16 protein-coding genes are annotated in these 18,769 nt (G+C 69.5%); 3 read left to right on the top strand and 13 right to left on the bottom strand.

Features of this window, described 5'->3' with window-relative positions; all coding sequences use genetic code 11:
• Positions 1-111 precede the first annotated feature (111 nt).
• Positions 112-879 carry an XRE family transcriptional regulator gene (locus ABT070_RS26320; RefSeq protein WP_351764328.1) on the top strand — a complete coding sequence of 256 codons (768 nt, stop codon included), beginning with the start codon at positions 112-114 and terminating at the stop codon, positions 877-879.
• Positions 880-881: 2 nt separating this feature from the next.
• Positions 882-1,355, top strand: a complete 474-nt coding sequence (locus ABT070_RS26315) for an NUDIX domain-containing protein (protein WP_351764327.1) — start codon at positions 882-884, stop codon at positions 1,353-1,355.
• Here the strand turns inward: ABT070_RS26315 and ABT070_RS26310 are convergent.
• The 7 genes from ABT070_RS26310 to ABT070_RS26280 form a co-directional block, all read right to left on the bottom strand.
• Positions 1,343-1,909 (bottom strand): HD domain-containing protein, encoded by a 567-nt coding sequence (locus tag ABT070_RS26310; RefSeq protein WP_351764326.1) that lies wholly within the window; start codon positions 1,907-1,909, stop codon positions 1,343-1,345. The two genes, ABT070_RS26315 and ABT070_RS26310, sit on opposite strands and share 13 nt — an antisense overlap.
• A gap of 2 nt (positions 1,910-1,911) precedes the next feature.
• Positions 1,912-2,373 (bottom strand): GntR family transcriptional regulator, encoded by a 462-nt coding sequence (locus ABT070_RS26305; protein WP_351764325.1) that lies wholly within the window; start codon positions 2,371-2,373, stop codon positions 1,912-1,914.
• Between the two features lie 104 nt (positions 2,374-2,477).
• On the bottom strand, positions 2,478-3,377 hold the full coding sequence (locus ABT070_RS26300) for a hypothetical protein (protein ID WP_351764324.1): 900 nt from the start codon (positions 3,375-3,377) through the stop codon (positions 2,478-2,480).
• Positions 3,378-3,552: 175 nt separating this feature from the next.
• On the bottom strand, positions 3,553-4,632 hold the full coding sequence (locus ABT070_RS26295) for an MrcB family domain-containing protein (RefSeq protein WP_351764323.1): 1,080 nt from the start codon (positions 4,630-4,632) through the stop codon (positions 3,553-3,555).
• A 150-nt stretch (positions 4,633-4,782) separates the two neighbouring features.
• Entirely contained in the window at positions 4,783-5,097 is a 315-nt protein-coding gene (locus ABT070_RS26290) for a hypothetical protein (protein ID WP_351764322.1), read from the bottom strand.
• 304 nt (positions 5,098-5,401) lie between these two features.
• Entirely contained in the window at positions 5,402-6,256 is an 855-nt protein-coding gene (locus tag ABT070_RS26285) for a DUF6551 family protein (protein WP_351764321.1), read from the bottom strand.
• A 366-nt stretch (positions 6,257-6,622) separates the two neighbouring features.
• Positions 6,623-7,123 carry a hypothetical protein gene (locus ABT070_RS26280; protein ID WP_351764320.1) on the bottom strand — a complete coding sequence of 167 codons (501 nt, stop codon included), beginning with the start codon at positions 7,121-7,123 and terminating at the stop codon, positions 6,623-6,625.
• 794 nt (positions 7,124-7,917) lie between these two features.
• On the opposite strand from ABT070_RS26280, the gene ABT070_RS26275 reads away from it, so the two are divergent.
• Positions 7,918-10,308, top strand: coding sequence for a DUF8508 domain-containing protein (locus ABT070_RS26275; protein WP_451099377.1), 2,391 nt, complete (start codon positions 7,918-7,920; stop codon positions 10,306-10,308).
• A 33-nt stretch (positions 10,309-10,341) separates the two neighbouring features.
• On the opposite strand, the gene ABT070_RS26270 is transcribed toward ABT070_RS26275, so the two are convergent.
• From ABT070_RS26270 to ABT070_RS26245, 6 genes are all read right to left on the bottom strand, one after another.
• Positions 10,342-11,559, bottom strand: a complete 1,218-nt coding sequence (locus tag ABT070_RS26270) for an SUKH-4 family immunity protein (protein WP_351764318.1) — start codon at positions 11,557-11,559, stop codon at positions 10,342-10,344.
• Positions 11,560-11,728: 169 nt separating this feature from the next.
• Positions 11,729-11,917 (bottom strand): hypothetical protein, encoded by a 189-nt coding sequence (locus ABT070_RS26265; protein WP_351764317.1) that lies wholly within the window; start codon positions 11,915-11,917, stop codon positions 11,729-11,731.
• Complete coding sequence (locus ABT070_RS26260) at positions 11,914-14,223, bottom strand: xanthine dehydrogenase family protein molybdopterin-binding subunit (protein WP_351764316.1); 2,310 nt, start codon at positions 14,221-14,223, stop codon at positions 11,914-11,916. The genes ABT070_RS26265 and ABT070_RS26260 overlap by 4 nt, the downstream gene beginning before the upstream one ends.
• Positions 14,220-16,001, bottom strand: coding sequence for a 2Fe-2S iron-sulfur cluster-binding protein (locus tag ABT070_RS26255; RefSeq protein WP_351764315.1), 1,782 nt, complete (start codon positions 15,999-16,001; stop codon positions 14,220-14,222). The genes ABT070_RS26260 and ABT070_RS26255 overlap by 4 nt, the downstream gene beginning before the upstream one ends.
• A complete protein-coding gene (locus ABT070_RS26250) occupies positions 15,998-16,891 on the bottom strand; it encodes an FAD binding domain-containing protein (protein WP_351764314.1) in 894 nt (297 codons plus the stop codon). The genes ABT070_RS26255 and ABT070_RS26250 overlap by 4 nt, the downstream gene beginning before the upstream one ends.
• 236 nt (positions 16,892-17,127) lie before the next feature.
• The gene (locus ABT070_RS26245; protein ID WP_351764313.1) at positions 17,128-18,768 is read right to left on the bottom strand and encodes a beta-N-acetylhexosaminidase; all 1,641 of its coding nucleotides are present in this window, start codon (positions 18,766-18,768) and stop codon (positions 17,128-17,130) included.
• Position 18,769 lies beyond the last annotated feature (1 nt).

Genomic DNA, 18,769 nt, shown 5'->3' with positions numbered 1-18,769 from the left:
CGCACCATCAGAATCGCCCCAGGTCAAGGGACTTGGTCACCCCGTGCGTGGACACCTCAAGGACGTCTGAGTACCTTCAAGAGGTCCCTAGACGTCCCACCGGGGGTACAGATGTCCAACGAACGCTTGCGGTCTGCCTTGTTGGCCAGCGGCATGACGGTTCAGGCACTGGCCGAAGAGATCGATGTCAACCCGAAGACCGTCGAACGCTGGATCACGAAGGGGAAGGTTCCGTATCGGCGACACCAGTACGCGACGGCCGCAGCGCTCAAGGTCGACGTCACAACGCTGTGGGACGACGACCGGGCCGTTGAGAGCGCGGCGGACCTGACGAAAGCTGAGATCGTCACGGTCTACCCGCATCGGCACACGGTGCCGCCCGGCCTCTGGCGAGAGATCTACGGGCGGGCTCGACGGAACGTAGACGTGCTCGTCTACTCCGGGCTCTTCCTGTCTGAGGACCCCGCCTTTCATGACCTCACCAAGGCAAAGGTTGAGGCAGGCGCCCAGGTGCGGATCCTGCTCGGGGACCCCGACTGTGCGGCAGTCGAGCAGCGCGGCATAGACGAGGGACATCGGATCATGGGCGGCAAGATTCGGAACGCCCTACTGCACTACCGCCCGCTCATGAGAAGTCACCCCGACATCGGGGTCCGGCTGCACGATTCCACGCTCTACAACTCCATCTACCGGTCCGATGACGAGATGCTCGTGAACCCCCACGTCTACGGCATCGGCGCGTACATGGCCCCGGTCCTGCATCTGCGCCGTCTGCCCGGCGGCGGCCTGTTCGACACGTACGCGAATAGCATCGAACACACCTGGGACAACGCCCGGCCGATCACAGATCAAGACATCGCAAGCATCACAGGAGTCTGACCATGGGACGCATTGACTACCTGCATGACCCCCAAGCCCCGCCGGCCAACTCGGTGGTGCCGTCCGTCGTTGCGTTCGTGCAGAACGACGCGGGACAGGTGTTGATGATCCAGCGGTCTGACAACGGCCGGTGGGCACTGCCCGGCGGCGGCCACGATGTCGGCGAGTCCATCAGTGACACCGTGGTTCGCGAGGTCTGGGAGGAGACCGGAATCAAGGCGGAAGTCGTCGACATGTCCGGGATCTACACCGACCCCGGCCACGTGATGCAGTACGACGACGGCGAGGTCCGGCAGCAGTTCAGCATCTGTTTCCGCGCGCGTCCGGTCGGGGGCGAGGTGCGAACGAGCAATGAGACGACGCAGGTCCGATGGGTCACCCCATCGGACCTGACAAAGCTAGACGTCCACCCGACCATGCGGCTCCGGATCGAGCACGCGATGGACCGGACCCGCACGGCCCCTTACGTCGGCTGACGCTTCTCGGCGGCGACGCGTTCGAGCACTCGTGAAGTGCTCGCGAGGATCTCCGGTTCAGCTCGGCGGATGAACGTCCCGATCAGGCTGTCCGGCCCGTAGCGGCCGGCAATCTCGTTGATCCGGTCCACTGGATTGGTGGGCACCCCGTCCGGGGTCGTGTTCATGTCGCAGTAGCACAGCGCGTCATTGAGGTGCGCGTGCTCGCGTGGAAACTCGCCTTCAAGTTCCTCGCGCAGCCCCCGGGCATCTGCCTCCATCCATGAGCAGGAATGGTGAGCCACCAGGTTCACCACCCGCTCGTCGGCGTGCGCGATGTCGCGAAGGTAGCGGGCCCCGTCGATCGGGTGAAATCCCGTTTTGGCGAGGTCCGGTGCGTAACCGATGTCGTGCAGGACCGCCGCCGCCTCCAACAGCTCCGCGTCCACACCGAGGATCGGCGCGATGGTGCGTGCGCGCTCGGCGACCCCAACCGAGTGCTTCCACCGACGCGGCAGTGGGCCGGAAAGCAGCGATTCAGCGAGCGGGTATGCCCACTCCGTCAGTCCCGTCACGGTTAGGAACTCTCCTCTCGATTCGGCAGGGCCCGCACAGTACGTAGCTTGCCCTGCCCCCCTGCTGACAGCCATCCTGCGGCTTCCAGCTTCCCCAACGCCTTGGTGACCGTCGGACGCGAGACACCGAACCTCTCGCACAGCGTGGAAGCACTCGGGAACGCTGCCCCGACTTCCAGGCCGTCATCCGTGAAGACGTCGGTGAGCCGCTCTGCGAGGGGGCGGCGGTCGGTCATCTGCCCCTCTCTGACCACCCGCCAGCGTCCGCCCGGAACCGGCTCCGCAGCACCAACGCTCTGAAGCGCCGCGAACGCCCGAAGCACCACACCGCGCGAGACCTGGTGATCATCCATGACCTCTGCGATCGGCGGTAGCTCCACCATCTCCGGGTCACGATCCATCTGCGCCTTGAGTTGATCCGCGATCTTCTCAAAGGTCCCGCGCGGGCTAGCCTGCTGCGCCACTCACCCTCCCTCTCCATCTCCCGTCGTCATGCTCAAGCCTCGCATGCCGAGCAGGAGACAACTCGTAGAAGCGGTTGAGCGGACGGGGCAGATGGGCGCCCGCGTCAGCTAGCCGTGCCGGCCGCTGCGACAAGGACGTTGTCAGCGAGATCGGCGAGGTCAACGCGGACAAGCCGAACGTTCGTATCCCTGGAACCGGCGCTGAGCCATTCATCACGGTTCAACCCGTAGAAGCACGGAACCGTCCCAGAACCGTCGGGGCTCTTGTCACAACTACGGATGAAGTCGACCGCCGAACGAATGTCCGTTGCCAGCGAAACCAGCAACTTTCCGTACGCCCTGCCACAGGACAGAAAAAGTCGGTCAACCACGGGTTCAACTTCAAGACCCTCACCCATTCCTTCCAGTTCGCCTTTGACCTGCGGCCCCCACTTGTTAAAGCGCCTCAACAGAGCGGGAAGATCAAACGTCATGGAAACCTGCCGGACGATCTTTCCGTCCGCTGTCCGACGACCCTTCACTGAGCCTGTAAGTTCCGGCTGTCCGCAGTGCTGGCTGTAGTTCCTCAGCCTGTACATGAATCGGTAGGCGAACTCGTTGTCGTACTCGTACGACAGGGCCTCCTTGAAGGTGCGGAAGGGAGTAGAGCCATCACCACACCGGTGCTTCAGATCACGCGATGTCCGATCGTCGAACGCCCGCAGCGCCGACAGCATGTTGTCCAGGCGCGAAAGGATCTCACTGCGGTGGGACGGGGCACTACCAACCTCGTAATCCGGCCCCCACATCGCGGATATCGCAGACTTAAGTTCCACGTAGCGCTTCTCCAGCCCCGAGTAGGGGGACTCTGAGAGCAGATCCTCGAGGAAGTTCACGCATTCCTGATACTTCTCCACAACGTCCGGGCTCACAGGCTTTCCCATGTCCCACGTAGTGCCCTTCCCGGTTGCGGGATCCAGCACCAGGTGGCCCAAGTGCCAGTCAGTGATTCGGCGTCCGCTCACGACCATCCTCAAGGAGTTGAAGCAAAGCCTTACAGGATGCCAGAGGTTCGACTCTATCGACAACCGGTTTAGCGGACTCAGAGATATGAAAAGGACATGACAGGTAATACTCTTGAGTCTGGCGGGCATCCAGCGACTCGGGGAGCAGGCACCGGATGCCGAGGCGCGTTCCTGTCTATCCCTCTCTCTGAGCAAGGCCCGCATTCACAGCCTCCGGTGATCCAGCCCAGCCAGTCTCTGTGGGCCAGACCGACGCAATTCCCTGGTGGCTGAGTAGGCGCACATACACGTCACCGATAGCTTCGGTGAAGAGGGCCATTCGGCTGGGCTGGGCATCCGCCGAGTAGAGCAAGAAGGCGTAAGTGGCGAGTTGGCCAATCGCTTCACGGACAGCGTGGCTTGCATTGCCACGTCGGACAACCTTCGCTTCAATCAGCCAGTCACCACCGTCGCGCCTCGCGACGACATCGCGGGGGTGAACGTTCGTTCCAGCATCGAACCCCGCATCTGCGAGAAACGCTCCATAGCGTTTGACCAGCGTCTCATGCTTTCGGCTCTTCTTGATCTCGCGGGCGGTGATCTTCTGGACGTACTCACCGTCACTCTTCGGAGCAAAGTACAGGAGCGGATCTTGCCCGCCAGTGACCTTCGGCTTGATCGTAGTGATCAGGTCTCGCGTGGTGCCTCGAAGATCCTCGCGCAGAACCAAGGCATCCTGGTAAAGCTGGATCATCCTACGGAGATCTGCCTTCAGCGCATCCTCAGTCGGCAGCGAGTCGATCCGGTAGACGCTTGCGAGAATGTTCCCAGCCTCGTAAGCCCGCGGCAGACCAGCCCTCCCACCGAGATCGATGACGTCCTCCAGCTCCTCGGCCACGTCGGTGGGGAGAGCGCCTCGGATGGCCGCGGCCTCGCTTCGGAGTCGTTGCTCAGCTTCGCGGGCCCCGAACGTCTCGCGCAACTCCGTCACACCCTGGTTCAGACTGAGCGAGACCGTCTTCATGTCCTCCGCGAAGAGGTAGACGAGGTACATGCCACGCGTAGCGGTGGTCGTCTCGTCGGGGTCGAAGAACGATACCCACGGGCAGAAGGCACCGGCACCGTTCCCACCACTCCCCTTGATCAGGTAACTCGCGGGAACACAGGGCTCGAAGACGGTAGGCGCCGACCTCAACCTCTTCGCGGCCGGGGACCCGGTGCCCGCGGCCCGGTCGTACGTAGAAGCGACTTCATGCAAGTACTCCCGCAGTGTCATGGTGAGCAGGGTATGTGCCCCCACTGACAGTGGACTGCCCCTGCTGAGGGACATACAGAAGGCGGGGCCTTGGCCCCGCCTTCTGTATGTCATGCGTCGGTCCGGCACAACCCCAGGGGGCCGTTCTCTCTGCGCAGACGGGAGCGAGGTCTAGCGGACTGGAGGCGAGGCCGTGGCAACTGTCGGAGCCGGCCCCCGTGCCGGGACATCGGCCTCCTTCGTCGTCGAGTTGATGAAGATGAAGACGAGTACGACGACGACGATGCACGTGAAGACGAAGCCGAAGAAGACGAGTCGCTGCTTATGCATCGCTACCACCCGCCCCTTCGAGTCACTCGCGATGATCTGATACTTCGTCGTCTGGTGCTCGAAGAACTTGTTGATCGCATTGCTGGGAAGGTTCTTAACCACCCGAGCCAGGGCGAGCACCAGCCCGACGGCACCTACGGGGATGAGGGCCCACACGGGCGCACCATCGAGAAGTTGAGGGAACACGGTTTGCTGACCTTTTCGCTGCGGTCGGCAAGACGAGAGCGACATCGGAAGCAGACCCAACACATGGGTGAGGGAGGACTCGACGCCTGTGATAGACGGAACGCTACGGTCGCCGCATGGACAGACCGCAGGGTGCCCGTGACGCAGGGCGCTGCTCTGACTCGTTACGACACAACGGAGTCAGCGGGCGCAAACTCGGAGCAGCGCACGCTCAGGTCAAGCCGGTGGACTATCGCCTACCTGCTCACGAGGAAGGCGCCGGCTTATCGTCGAGTTAGGCTTCGATGCGGTTCGAAGCCCTGCGACCCCTGTTCCAAGCGTTCACGACGCTGCGGAAGGCCGTGACGGTGCGCGACCCCGTACCGCTGTGATTGAAGCCGCCCCGAGAAGACAGGCTCAGAATCTCGGAGCGCCACTTAGCCGCCGTGCCCATGTCCTGGATCTTCTTGGCAAGTTCCTTGTCGTCGACAAGGTCACCAAACCGGCCCAGGAACATACCGATGCCACCGAGGAGCATACCGTCCCAGGTTTCCGGCGAGCGCTCCCAGGAGGTCTCCGCGACCGTGAGAGTACGATCAAGGATGTCGGCGCCATAGCGTTCGGTGATGTTCAGCACCCCGGATACTGCGCCCACGCCGTTGACGGATGTCGACCCGAGGGTCAGGTTGTGCTTCTCCAGGATCCTCTGAGTGTCGACGAACAGGGGTACCCCGCCAACCAAACCCACGTGGTACTCATCGATGGGTCGCGGCTTGTGGGATTCCTTGTTCTTGATCAGGAAGAGCATGGCTTCCTGGGCCTGCGTCAGATCGTGATGGATCTCAGCCCTGATGGTCTTGACGTTGGCGAGGGTGCACGCACGTGCGCGGTGCTGTCCGTCGACGAGATATAGGTCGCCGTTGGAGCGCTTCGAGACGATGACCGTTCCGACAGCCTCAGCGACCAGGTGGTCCGCGATGTGCTGAGCGCGCCTCTCATTGAGGGTCCGCTGCGCCTGTGCGTCAAGCTTGAGGTCCTTGATGTCAACCTCAACCCCGTAGTCCACTTGGTGGGCGGGGAGCTCGAAGTTGTACCGAGCCTTAGGCATGGTTGTGCCCTTCAGCGCCGCGTTGGGTGGATGATTCGGCATAGCCGGGATTTTGGGATACGGCGCACTTCAAGCGTACACGAGCACACATGTCCCAAGTGGCCCCAAGTAGCCCGCGGTTCGACGCCCTGCATCGGCTGAGCCGGCCCCTAGGGGGCCTCGCCCCGTCTCAGTTTCCGTCTCGTTCATCGTCGTACGCGACGATCCGGAACCGTTCACCGTGACTCGGCGGGTACAGCCGCTGGACCGGTTTGAACTCCGGTGAACGCGCCCGGGCCTCGCTCTGCCCAGCACGGACAAACCTGCAAAGCGAGGTACGTGGGTTCAATTCCCGCCACGGCCTCTGACCGGCCTGACCAGGCAGTACGAGAGGGCGGCACCCCTTCGGGGGTGCCGCCCTCTCGGGCGTCAGCCTGTCGTCAGCATGCGGGGGCGGCTCAGCTCTCGTTCGGCAGAACTTGCCCGCAGCAGCCCTGTCGGTTCCAGTCGGGCCCGGAGTTCCTCGATCTTCAAGTCAACACGTGCTTCGTCGAAGGGAGTTCGCACCAGGTCGGCCTGAAGCGCTAGTACCTCCCGCCGCACGGCATTCCGCTCCTCGCGGCTCAGCGGCAGCCGGTCGATCCGGGCCAGCAGACCGGTGAGCACATGGAAGAGCAGCACCTGGCAGCAGACTTCGGCGCTGATCCGGGGCTCGTTGCGCATGCCGGCCAGGTCCGTCGGCATGGGCTTCCACGCCGGCTTGCCAGGCAACGAGCTTCCCCGGCGCGGGAAGGTGCTCTCCGGCTCTGCCGGTGGCCGATTCGTGCTCGCCCACCGCGACTCGGACAGTTGCCTCGTCATGGTCTGGGTCACCGTGCCGTTGTTGATCGCCACTTGGCTGTTGGTGATCTGTCCGAGGAACACCACCACCGACCGCTGCGGTTCGCGATCGTTTGAGGTCCCACCGGTTTGCGACCGGACGCCCGAATGGGGAGCAGGCGGCGCGGCAGATTGTGGAGCCCCCTGCGGTGCCTGCCGCGGTGGCGTCCCCTGCCGTGTTCCCGGACCCCACAGAAGCTCTGGAGTCCCCTGCCGCACCGGTTGCGACGTACGTTGCCCCTGCGAAGCCTGCGGACTCGGACTCGGACTCGACGTTGCCCGTGGGCTCGGCGGCACCCGCGGACTCGGACTCGACGTTGCCCGTGGACTCGACGGCACCCGCGGACTCGGACTCGACGTTGCCCGTGGACTCGACGGCACCCGCGGACTCGGACTCGACGTTGCCCGTGGGCTCGGCGGCGCCTGCGGACTCGGTGCTGCCTGCGGGCTCGGCGTTGCCTGCGGGCTCGGCTTCGGTCGGCGCCGGGGACCGGCCATGGACCCTCCCCCATAGTTCTGTCACCTCGCGGCCAAGGTAGCGAACAGGGCCTGCCGACGGGTGTCTCAGGAGGCTGGAGAGGCGCAGCCCCTCTTTCTTGCTTCGATCGGCGTTTGGTTCGCTGCGGCGCACAACCTGCCGACGCCTCCTCCCTCACCGAGGCAACACACCTTTCCGTTCCCCCGATTTAACCTACGACCCCTTAACAAGCCCCTCTCTACGCGCGTAACTTGAGCCGACTCCCCCACACCGCCACCGGCCGTACACGACGACGTACGAGGAGACCTCCAGCGTGTCCAGATCCGCAGGGAACAGACCCCGCCGTGCCGCCTACGCGCTCATATCCGTGGGTGTGGCGAGCGCGTTCGCCATCACCTCGCTGCCCGCCGCCTACGCGACGCCGTCCGCCACCGCGGTGATCTCCGAGGTGTACGGCGGTGGCGGGAACTCGGGGGCGACCCTGACCCGGGACTTCGTCGAGCTGGGCAACGCGGGGTCGGCGGCCTATGACCTGGCCGGGTACAGCGTGCAGTACCTGCCGGGTACGCCGTCGGCGTCCTCGTTGTGGCAGGTGACGGCGCTGAGCGGGGCCGTCGCGCCCGGCGGACGCTACCTCGTCGCCGAGGCCGCCGGGACCGGAGGGAGTACCGCGCTGCCCACCGCCGACGCCACCGGGTCCGTCGCCATGAGCGCCACCAGCGGCACCGTCGCGCTCGTCTCCGGCACCACCGCCCTGACGTGCAGGACCGCCGCCGACTGCGCCGCCGACGGGCGGATCGTCGACCTGGTCGGTTACGGCAGCGCCCTCGTACGGGAGGGCGGCGGGCCGGTCACCGGGGCCTCCAACACCGCCGCCGTCGCTCGGGGCGCCGCCCTGGGCGACACCGACGACAACGCCGCCGACCTCACGGCCGGCACGCCCTCGCCGGTCAACTCCGCCGGGCAGACGCCGGGTTCGGGGGACGGCGGCGGGGACGGCGGGGACGGCGGTGGCGATCCGACCACGCCCGGTACCGTCCGCGTCCACGACATCCAGGGCACCACCCGGCTCTCCCCGCTCGCCGGGCAGACCGTCAGCCGGGTGCCGGGCATCGTCACCGGGGTGCGGACCTCCGGGTCCAAGGGGTACTGGATCCAGGATCCGGCGGCGGACGCCGACCCCCGCACCAGCGAGGGCGTGTTCGTGTACACCGGGTCCGCTGCGCCCACCGTCGCCGTCGGTGACTCCGTGCTGGTCAGCGGCAAGATCAGCGAGTACTACCCGAGCAGCACCAGCCAGTCGGTCACCGAACTCACCGCGCCGACCGCGACCGTGCTGTCCGGCGGCAACGCGCTGCCCGCCGCCGTCACCGTGGACGCCACCAGCGTCCCCGGCGCGTACATCCCCACCGCCGGGGGCGGCAGCATCGAGTCGCTCGCCCTCGAACCGGGCGTGTACGCGCAGGACTTCTACGAGTCGACGGAGGGGATGCGGGTCGCGTTCTCCGACGCCCGGGTCGTCGGCGCGAGCGACGCGTACGGCGAGCTGTGGGTGACCGTCAAGCCGGACGAGAACGCCACGGTCCGCGGCGGGACGCTGTACTCGTCCTACGATCAGCCGAACACCGGCCGGCTGGAGGTCATGTCGCTCGACACCGCCACCGCCTTCCCCTCCGCCGATGTCGGCGACGAGCTGTCCGGCACCACCACCGGGCCGCTCGACTACTCCACCTACGGCGGCTACAACGTCCAGGCCACACAGCTCGGCACCCTCGTCGACAACGGGCTGAAGCAGGAAGTGACCCGTCGGCAGAAGGGCGACGAGCTCGCGGTCGCCACGTACAACGTGGAGAACCTGGACGCGCTGGACCCCCAGGAGAAGATCGACCGGCTCGCGCACGGTGTCGCCGTCAACCTGAACTCCCCCGATGTCGTTGCCCTGGAGGAGATCCAGGACGACAACGGAGCCACCAACGACGGCACCGTCACCTCCGAGGCCACCTTGAAGCGGTTCACCGACGCCATCCGCGCCGCCGGCGGCCCCCGCTACCAGTGGCGGTACATCGCCCCCACCGACAACCAGGACGGCGGCGAGCCCGGCGGCAACATCCGTCAGGTCTTCCTCTTCAACCCCAAGCGGGTCTCCTTCGCCGACCGGGCCGGCGGTGACGCCGTCACGGCCACCGGCGTGGTGAAGACCAGGAAGGGCGTGCGGCTCACCGCCTCCCCCGGGCGCATCGACCCGGCCTCGGACGCCTGGGACAACAGCCGCAAGCCGCTGGTCGGCGAGTTCGTCTTCCACGGCGAGACGGTCTTCGTGATCGCCAACCACTTCACCTCAAAGGGCGGCGACCAGCCCCTGCACGGCCGCTACCAGCCGCCGTCACGCAGCTCCGAGACGCAGCGCCAGGCACAGGCGGCCGAGGTGAACTCCTTCGTCAAGTCCCTCCTCGCGGCGGACAAGAACGCCAAGACCGTGGTGCTCGGCGACCTCAACGACTACGAGTTCTCGCAGACCGTGAGCACTCTCACCGCCGGCCGTGTCCTCACCCCGCTGATCACCACCCTGCCGGCCGCCGAGCGGTACACCTACGTCTACGACGGCAACTCGCAGACCCTGGACCACATCCTCACGAGCCCGGCCGTCACGCACTACGACTACGACGTGGTGCACATCAACGCCGAGTTCGCCGACCAGGCCAGCGATCACGACCCGCAGATCGTGCGGATCGACGTCAGCCGGTGCCGCAGGGGCTGACCGCGGAGCGGCACAGCCGGTGCGGGCGGGGGGCTACGCGTACAGGCCCCCGCCCGCCTCGTCCTCGAAGACGTCCGGCCAGTAGCGCCGGCCGTCGTCCGTGGGGAGGGCCGGCACCGGGGTCGGGTCGCAGGCGACCGGGTCGACCGCGGCCAGGGTGCGGGCCATCGTCTCGGCGAGCTGGTCGTAGGCCTCGGTCAGCCGGTGCACCGCGTCCAGGGCCCGCTCACGGCGTATCAGCCACAGGGTGAACGCCAGCGTCGAGATGTCGGCGTTGAGCGGGCGCAGGCCGAGGTCCGGCTCGCTCCAGCTCAGCACCGCGCCCGTGGCGCCGTCGACGACCAGGCTGATGTCCTCCAGGAGACGGCCCAGGCGGATCAGCCGGTCGGCGTTCGCGGGCAGCCGCTCCTCGGTGAGGGCGTCGCCGCGGTCGTCCGCGTAGTACTCGGCGAGGGTCTGGAGCGGCGTGTCCGTCTCCAGCGAGAACCAGACGACCTCCTCCGGCAGGCCCACCTCGCGCAGGAAGCGGCGGGTCGGGGCGTGTGTGAGCGCCCTCGGGCAGTCGACGTCCTCGAAGCGGACGACCTCGCCGGAGCCGAACTCCTCGTCCAGGAGACGGACCGGCAGATCCAGGGCCAGCCCGGACGTCGTGCCGGGGCCCGCGATCAGGGCCAGCGGGCGGATCACCGCGGCCAGCTTCCAGAAGGGGCCGGACGCGCCGCCCGTGTCCTTCGCGCCCTCCTCGAAGACCGCCAGCAGCTGCCGTGACGCCTCCGCCACCGCCTTCGGCCCGAGCCGGCTCGCGTAGCAGGCGAACTGGCCGCGCAGGGCCGCCAGTTCGTCCACCGCGGTCGAGAAGCGCACCAGCTTCTCCAGGGAGGGCGCGAGCGGACGGAGGTCCATCAGGTCGGGGCGGTCGTGCAGGAAGTACGTCGTGGAGATCTCGCCCGTGATGCCGTCGAGCAGGACGGACTCCGTCTCCCGGCCGTCGGCGCCCAGGAGCCCGCCTATCACCAGCCGGTCGCGCAGCTCCGCCGCCAGCCGGCCGTCGGGGTCGCCCGTGGAGTCCCCGACCGTGCGCAGACCGTCCGTGCGCAGCGCCTCGAACGTCAGCAGGCCGGCGTCGCCCGGAGTCGCGGGCAGGCCGGGGCCGGTGAGCCAGCGGCGCGTCGGCGCGTGCGTGACGTACGGGTACAGCTCGTCCTCGGTGAAGATGATCTTCGTCGTGGTGGTGGTCCTGGTCGTGCCCATCGGGTCCCCCGTGCGGAAAGTTGCGTGCGCCGTCCCACTGCTCCGCAGCCTATGCGGCACCACTGACAACGGCTCTGACCAGCGACAGCACCCAACACACCCGACACCGGTCCCGCACTGACAGACGTCGGGGCGGCCTCGCGAGTTCCCTTTCCGCCCCGATCGCCTCTCAGGTGAGGTACACGCCGCCGAGCACCACGACCACCGCCGCCACCACGAACAGCAGGATCCAGCCCAGCAGCTTGCCCACGCCGGGCGAAGGTTCGTACCGTCGGGAATCCGGATCCGAGTCCGAACCGGAACCCGAACCGGAATCCGCGAGGGAGTCCGGGTCCGGCTCCGGGCGCCGCTCGCTCACCGGTCCGTCACCACCGCCGCCTGGGGCCTTATCGGCAGCCGGTTCACCGGGCGGCCCGTCGCGGCCCGCACGGCGGAGGCGATCGCCGCGGGCGAGGTCACCACCGGGACCGCGCTGGCGGCTTTCGCGCCGAACGGGGCGACCACATCGCGTTCCTCGACCAGCTTGACGATCCGGATGTCCGGGGCGTCCAGGGCCGTGGGCAGCGCGTAGCCGGTGAGGTCGGGGTGGCGGATCAGGCCCCTCGGCGTGCGGAGGTTCTCGGTGAGCGCGATGCCGACGCCCTGCGTCACACCGGCCTCGATGCGTGCGGTGAGCTGCGCCGGGTTGAGGATCCGGCCGACGTCCTGGGCGACCGCCAGTTCGACGACCCGGACCGAGCCGAGCTCGATGTCGACGTCCACGACCGCGCGGATCGCGCAGAAGGCGAGGCCGACGAAGGCGTCGCCCTGGCCGGCCGCGTCCAGCGGCTCGGTCGGGTGCGGGCGGCACTGGGCCGTCGCCCACAGCTCCTTGCCGTGCATCTCCTCGGTGACGGTCGTCGACAGGACGCCGTCGTACGAGGTGATCTTGCCGTCGGTGATCTGGAGCAGCTCCGTGGACATGCCGAACTTGTGCGCCAGGGGCTGGAGCAGCTGCGTGCGGACCATCTTCGCCGCGCGCTCCACCGCGCCGCCCGAGACCCACGTGTGGCGGCCCCGGCAGCCGGGGCCGGCGGGGGGCTGGTCGGTGTCGACGGGGGCCACGTGGACCTCGTCGACGCCCAGCGTCTCCTGGACGATCTGGCGGGCCAGCGTCGTGAAGCCCTGGCCGGTCTCCACTGCCGCGCACAGGACCGTGGCGACACCGTCCTGGACCTTCACGGTCGCCGTGGAGACCTCGTCGGCGCCCTCCGCGCCCAGCATGTGCACCATGCCGAGGCCGTAGCCGACGCCCCGGCGCACCGCGCCCGGTTCGCCCGCGCCCTCGGGGCCGCCGGGCAGCAGCCAGTCCTCCTCGGGCGTGTCCTTGGGGAGCGCCGGGAGAGGGAACTCCTGGACGGCCTGGAGGAGTTCGGCCACGGGGGCCGGGCAGGTCACCGTCTGGCCGGTCGGCAGGACGTCGCCGGTCGCCATGGCGTTGCGCAGCCGCAGCTCCGCCGGGTCGACGCCGAGCTTCTTCGCCAGTTTGTCCATCTGCGCCTCGTAGGCGGCGCAGACCTGCATCGCGCCCTCGCCGCGCACATGGCCCGACGGCGGGTTGTTGGTGCGTACCGCCCAGCCCTCGATGAAGGCGTTCGGGACGACGTAGGGGCCGCAGGCGAAGGAGACGGCGGCGGCCAGGGCCTCGGCGGAGGTGTCGGCGTACGCGCCCGCGTCCAGCAGGATCTGCGCCTCGACCTTCACGAGCCGGCCGTCGGCGTCGGCGTGGTGGCGGTAGCGCAGCAGCGTCGGATGTCTGTGGGCGTGGCCGAGGAAGGACTCCTCGCGCGTGGCCGTGAGTTTCACCGGGCAGCCGGTCTTCAGCGCGAGCAGGCCGAGCGGGAGCTGGAAGCCCTGGTCCTCGCGGTCGGCGGTGGCGCCGGGCACCCCGGTGACGACGATCTTCACGCGCTCGGGTTCGAGGCCGTAGCAGGCGGCGGCGGTGTCCCGGTCGGCGTGCGGGTCGGTGGAGGCGAGGTAGAGCTCCACACCGCCGTCGGGGCGGGGCACGGCGAGGCCGGCCTCGGCGCCGATCGGGGCGGGGTCGGCGCGGCCGATGCGGTACTGGCCCTCGACGACGACCTCGCCGGCCGCGGACGGGTCGCCGTGGTGGAGCGGGATGTGCCGGATCAGGTTGCCGTCGGGGTGCAGCGCCTCCGCCTCGAAGGCCTGTTCGGGGTCGATGACCGGGTCGAGCACCTCGTACTCGACGATGACGGCCGCGGCGGCCATCCGCGCGGTGTCCGGGTGGTCGGCGGCGACGGCCGCGATGGGCTCGCCGTGGTGGCGTACGACGTCGGAGGCGAACACCGGGCGGTCGGCCTTGCCGCGCCCGTGCAGGGTGCGGCCGGGGACGTCCTCGTGGGTGATGACGGCCCGGACGCCGGGCATCTCACGCGCGTGGGACGTGTCGATGGACACGATGCGCGCGTGCGGGTGCGGTGAGCGCAGCACGGCCGCCCACAGCAGTCCCTCGGCCCACAGGTCGGCCGCGTACGGGAAGGTGCCCTCCGTCTTGGCGCGCGCGTCGGCGGGCTGCAGGGAGGCGCCGAGGCCGTGCGGGATCGGCTCGGGGGCCGAGGCGGGATCCACGGGGGTCGTCGCGGTGACTGTCTCGTTGCTCATGACTGGCCTCCGTCCTGGCCCTGTCCGTACGCCGGGTCGTGCGGGTGGGGCTGTGCCGGGTTCTCGAACGCCGACGGGTGGACGCCTCCGGCGCCCGGTCCCGCCTGGTGCGGGATCCGTGCCTCGTCGCCGTCCGTGTCGGCGTCGGCGGCGGCGACCGCCTCGCGTTCGGCGACGACGTCCTGGACGGCCCGCAGGACGCCCCGGTAGCCGGAGCAGCGGCACAGGTTGCCGCACAGGGCCTGGCGGGCCTCCAGTTCGGTGGGGGCCGGGTTGCCCTCCAGCAGGTCGTGCACGGTCATCGCCATGCCGGGCACGCAGAAGCCGCACTGCACGGCGCCGCACCTGGCGAGCGCCCGCTGCACGTCCGAGGGCCGGCCGTCGACGGCCAGGCCCTCGACGGTGCGGATCTCGCTGCCGGCGGTGGTGACGGCCGGGACCAGGCAGGAGGCGACGAGCCGCCCGTCCACCTGGACGTTGCAGGCCCCGCACTCGCCCTGCGAGCAGCCGTCCTTGGCGCCCGCGAGGCCGAGCCGCTCGCGCAGGACGTAGAGCAGGGACTCGCCGATCCAGGCGTCGGTGACGGGGCGGTCGGAGCCGTTGACGCGCAGCACGTAGGCGGCGAGGGGGTGTTCCTCGTGGAACGGCGCCGGGGCGTCGTCCGTCTCCTCGGCGGGCCCGTCGGACTCAGCGGACCCGGCGGCGTCGGTGTGCCGCGGGGCGGCGGTGTCGTGGGCCGCGTCCGCCTCGGGATCGTGCGAGGTGTCCGCGGTGGCGGACCGGTCCTCGGGCGTCTCGGCCGGGCCGCGTGCCTGTCCGTGCGGGGCGGCGGGTTCGGTGGGCGGCTCCGCGGGGCCGTGGGCGGCCTCAGCGGGCTCGTGAGCGGCCTCGTGGGCGCGCTCGGCGTCCTCGGGCGCCTCGGCGGTCCCCTCGGCCTCAGCGGCCCGCTGAGCGTCCCGCCCGGCGGTCTCCCGGGGGCCGTTCGGGGCCACCGTGTACGCCTCGGCGGAGATCTCCGGGGCGAACGTCCCGGTCGGGTGCGTGTGCTGCCCGGTGTGCTCGGCTGCGGGACGGTGCCGGTCGGGGTCCACGGCCACCGGGCCGTGCTCCGGCGCGTGCCCGTACGCGGGCAGGTCCGTCGCCGGTCGCGCGGCCGTGTCCGCCTCGCCGGTGTGCTGCCCCCACGCCTGGTCGCCCGGGCCGGCCGGTTCCGTCGCCCAGGGCGCGGACGCGCCGCCGGGCAGGGTGGCCGGGGGCGTGCCGCCCCACTGTTCGACCAGGGCCGAGGTGGTGAACTCGCCCGACTCGTCGGGCAGGTCGCCGCCCGCGACGGGGATCGACCACTGGCCCGTCACGTCGTGGCCGGGCGCCGACCGCGGTGCGTCCGACGGCCCGGAGGTGTCCTCGAAGGCCCACTGGCCGGTCGCGCCGGGGTGGTACGTGAACCGGTCGTCGCCCACCGTCTGCGGGGTGTCCTGCGGGGCGGGCCAGTCGGAGCCGCCGGCCGGGGCGGCCCAGGTTCCGGTGCCGTCCGTGGGGGGCGCCACCGCTATCTGCGGCGGCACGTACCCGTGGCCGGGCGCGGCGAGCGGGCTGTCGCCGCGGGCGGCCAGGAAGGCGTCGATGCCGCCCTCGGGGAGTTTCACGAAGGCGGTCGCGCCGTCGTCGTAGTCCCCCTGGGGCAGCGGGTCCCAGCGGCCGCCGCCCTGCGGCGCGCCCTGGCCCTGCCCGTCTTCCTGTCCGTGTCCGTGTCCGGGTCCGTGCTGGTCGTCGCTCACGACAGCGCCCTCCCCAGTGCTCGTCGGGCCAGCGCGGCGACAGTGCGCCGCAGGTGCAGTACGGCAGGCGGAAGTTCCGGTACGGAGCCGTCCACGCCCGGCACCGGGTCGGGGATGCAGGCGGCGGCGACGTACTCCCCGAAGGCGGTCAGCGCCTCGGGGACGATGGTGCGGCTGTTGTCCCAGTCGATGAGCCGGGCGACCCACTGCTCGGCCTCCAGCGGCCGCAGCGGCATCGGCGCTATGGCTCCGACGGCGCACCTGACACCGCGCCGGGCGGGGTCGAGGACCAGCGCCACGGAGGCCACCGCACGGCCCGGGCCGGTGCGGCCGGTCGCCTTCAGGAAGATCTGCGGCGCGTGCAGCAGGGGCACGCGCACGTACCCGATGAGTTCGCCGCCGCGCAGCATCTCCATGCCGGCCAGCAGGTGCGACACCGGCATCTCACGGCGGGCTCCGCCCGGGCCCACGATGATCAGGGTCGCCTCCAGCGCGGCCAGCACGGGCAGCGCGTCGCCCGTGGGAGCGGCCGAGGCGATGTTGCCGCCGAGGGTGCCCGCGTTGCGGATCTGCGGCGGTCCCGCGGCGCGCGCGGCCGCGGCGAGCGCCGGGATCAGGGCGGCGAAGTCGGGGCGGCCCATGCGTGCGTGGGTGAGTCCGGCGCCGAGCAGCGCGTGGCCGTCCTGGTACTGCCAGCCGCGGATCTCGCTGATGCGGCCGAGGCCGACCAGTGCGGTGGGCCTGAGCTGTCCCGAGTTGACGGCGGCCATGAGGTCGGTGCCGCCGGCCACGGGCACGGCGGCGGGCATGGCGGCAAGCGCCGCCACGGCCTCGTCCAGCGTCGTGGGCAGCGTGACGGCCTGCCCCGCCTGCGGTGCGTGCGTGGTCAAAACCGGCTGCCCCTTCCCGCTGCCCCACCTGGTCCCACCTGTGCTGCCGTACGGTACGTGCTGACAGGGCGGACGTGGCAACTCTGGCACATCTTCGCAACACCCGAACGCGGGGGTCCGCTAGGAGGCATTCGCCCACCTCACCGAGGAGATGGTCCGTTTTGTACGGCATCACCGGTGCGAGCGAATCGCCACTCTTCGGCGGCTATGGCGGGGTTTGTCCAGGACGCGCGGTATCACCGGTTCGGGGGCGGGCCGTCGATCGGACGCCCCGGGACACCCGGCCGCCGCTGCCACGGCCTGGGGCCGGCGGGCGGGCGGTAGCCGACGCCCAGCGCGTCCAGCCGCTCGTAGTGGGCCTCCATCCGTCGCTCGAAGTCGGCGAAGTCCCGTTCCTCCGGGGCGGGCAGGGCGCTCCACGCGACCTCGGCGAAGGCCGCGAGCCGGGGGAAGGCCTGGTAATCCACGCGCGCGGGGTCCTCCATCACCTCGGTCCACAGGTTGGCCTGCGTGCCGAGCACATGCTCCGCCTCCTCGGATGTCAGCTCCGCGGGAACGGGTTCGAACCGGTAGACGTCCTCCAGGGTGCGCACGAACCCGATCGGCACGGGCTCGTCCGCGCCGCCGTCCTGCCGGTGGTCCAGGTACACCTGTTGCTCGGGGCACATCACGACGTCGTGCCCGGCCCGCGCGGCGGCGATCCCGCCCGCGTAGCCCCGCCAGGACGACACGGCCGCCCCGTCCGCGAGCCCGCCCTCCAGGATCTCGTCCCAGCCGATGAGCCGGCGCCCGCGCGCGGAGAGCCACTTGTCGAAGTGCCGGACGAACCAGGACTGGAGCCCGTCCTCGTCGGCGAGTCCGAGTTCTTCGATGCGGGCCTGCGCGGCCGGCGACCGCCGCCACTGGTCCTTGGGACATTCGTCACCCCCCACGTGAATGAACTCCGAGGGGAACAGCTCCAGCAGTTCCTCGAAGACCCCCTCGTAGAAGCGCAGGGTGTTGTCGGTGGGGGCGAGTACGTTGGGATTGATCCCCCAGGTGTCCCACACGGAGAGGGCGGTCGTGTCGACGACGTCGGTGTTGCCGAGTTCCGGATACGCGGCGATCGCGGCCTGCGAGTGGCCGGGGACGTCGATTTCGGGGACCACGGTGATATGCCGCTCGGCGGCGTAGGCGACGATCTCCCGGATGTCGTCGCGCGTGTAGAAGCCACCGTGCGGCTTCTCCTCCCACAGCGGTGAGGCCCGGTGGCCGAATTTCGTGCGCGCCCGCCAGGAACCGACCTCGGTCAGCCGCGGGTACCGCTCGATCTCGATCCGCCAGCCCTGATCGTCCGTCAGATGAAAGTGGAAGACGTTGAGTTTGTGCGCCGCCATCAGGTCCAGGTAGCGCAGGACACCGTCCTTGGGCATGAAGTGCCGGGCCACGTCGAGCATGAGGCCGCGCCAGCGGAAGCGGGGGGCGTCCTCGATGACCTGGTGCGGGACGCCGTAGGTGATGCCGGGCCGCACGGGGGCGCGCCGGAAGGCGTGCCGGCCGAGCAGTTGGCGCAGCGTCTGCGCGCCCCAGAAGACGCCGGCCGGGCCTCCGCCGCGGATCTCGATGCCGCAGGTGGCGAGGACGCTCAGCTTGTACGCCTCCGGTTCCATCGTGTCGTCCAGACACAGCTGTACGGAGTCGCGGGCGCCCTGCGGCCCGGGTCGCAGGGGCACGCCGAAGGCCGCGCCCAGGGTCGCGCGCAGCCAGCGTTCGGTGCCCTCCGTGCCGGGCGCGGCCCACACGGTGGTGTGCTCGTCGATGACGACACCGCAGCGCTTGGGGCCGTCGACGGCACGCGGCGCGGGGACGAGGTCGACGAGGTCGATCGCAGAAGTCACA

The organism is Streptomyces sp. NPDC002884 (genome assembly GCF_040295245.1).
Taxonomy (GTDB): Bacteria; Actinomycetota; Actinomycetes; order Streptomycetales; family Streptomycetaceae; genus Streptomyces.
The sequence above is the reverse complement of the archived record's forward strand: the minus strand, read 5'-3'. Positions and strand labels throughout refer to the sequence as shown.

What these genes read in the sequence shown, in the direction of transcription:
- ABT070_RS26320 (WP_351764328.1), top strand. Translation starts at nt 112, where the DNA reads ATGTCCAACGAACGCTTGCGGTCTGCCTTGTTGGCCAGCGGCATGACG.
- ABT070_RS26315 (WP_351764327.1), top strand. Translation starts at nt 882, where the DNA reads ATGGGACGCATTGACTACCTGCATGACCCCCAAGCCCCGCCGGCCAAC.
- ABT070_RS26295 (WP_351764323.1), bottom strand. Translation starts at nt 4,632, where the DNA reads ATGACACTGCGGGAGTACTTGCATGAAGTCGCTTCTACGTACGACCGG.
- ABT070_RS26285 (WP_351764321.1), bottom strand. Translation starts at nt 6,256, where the DNA reads ATGCCGAATCATCCACCCAACGCGGCGCTGAAGGGCACAACCATGCCT.
- ABT070_RS26270 (WP_351764318.1), bottom strand. Translation starts at nt 11,559, where the DNA reads ATGGGCACGACCAGGACCACCACCACGACGAAGATCATCTTCACCGAG.
- ABT070_RS26260 (WP_351764316.1), bottom strand. Translation starts at nt 14,223, where the DNA reads ATGAGCAACGAGACAGTCACCGCGACGACCCCCGTGGATCCCGCCTCG.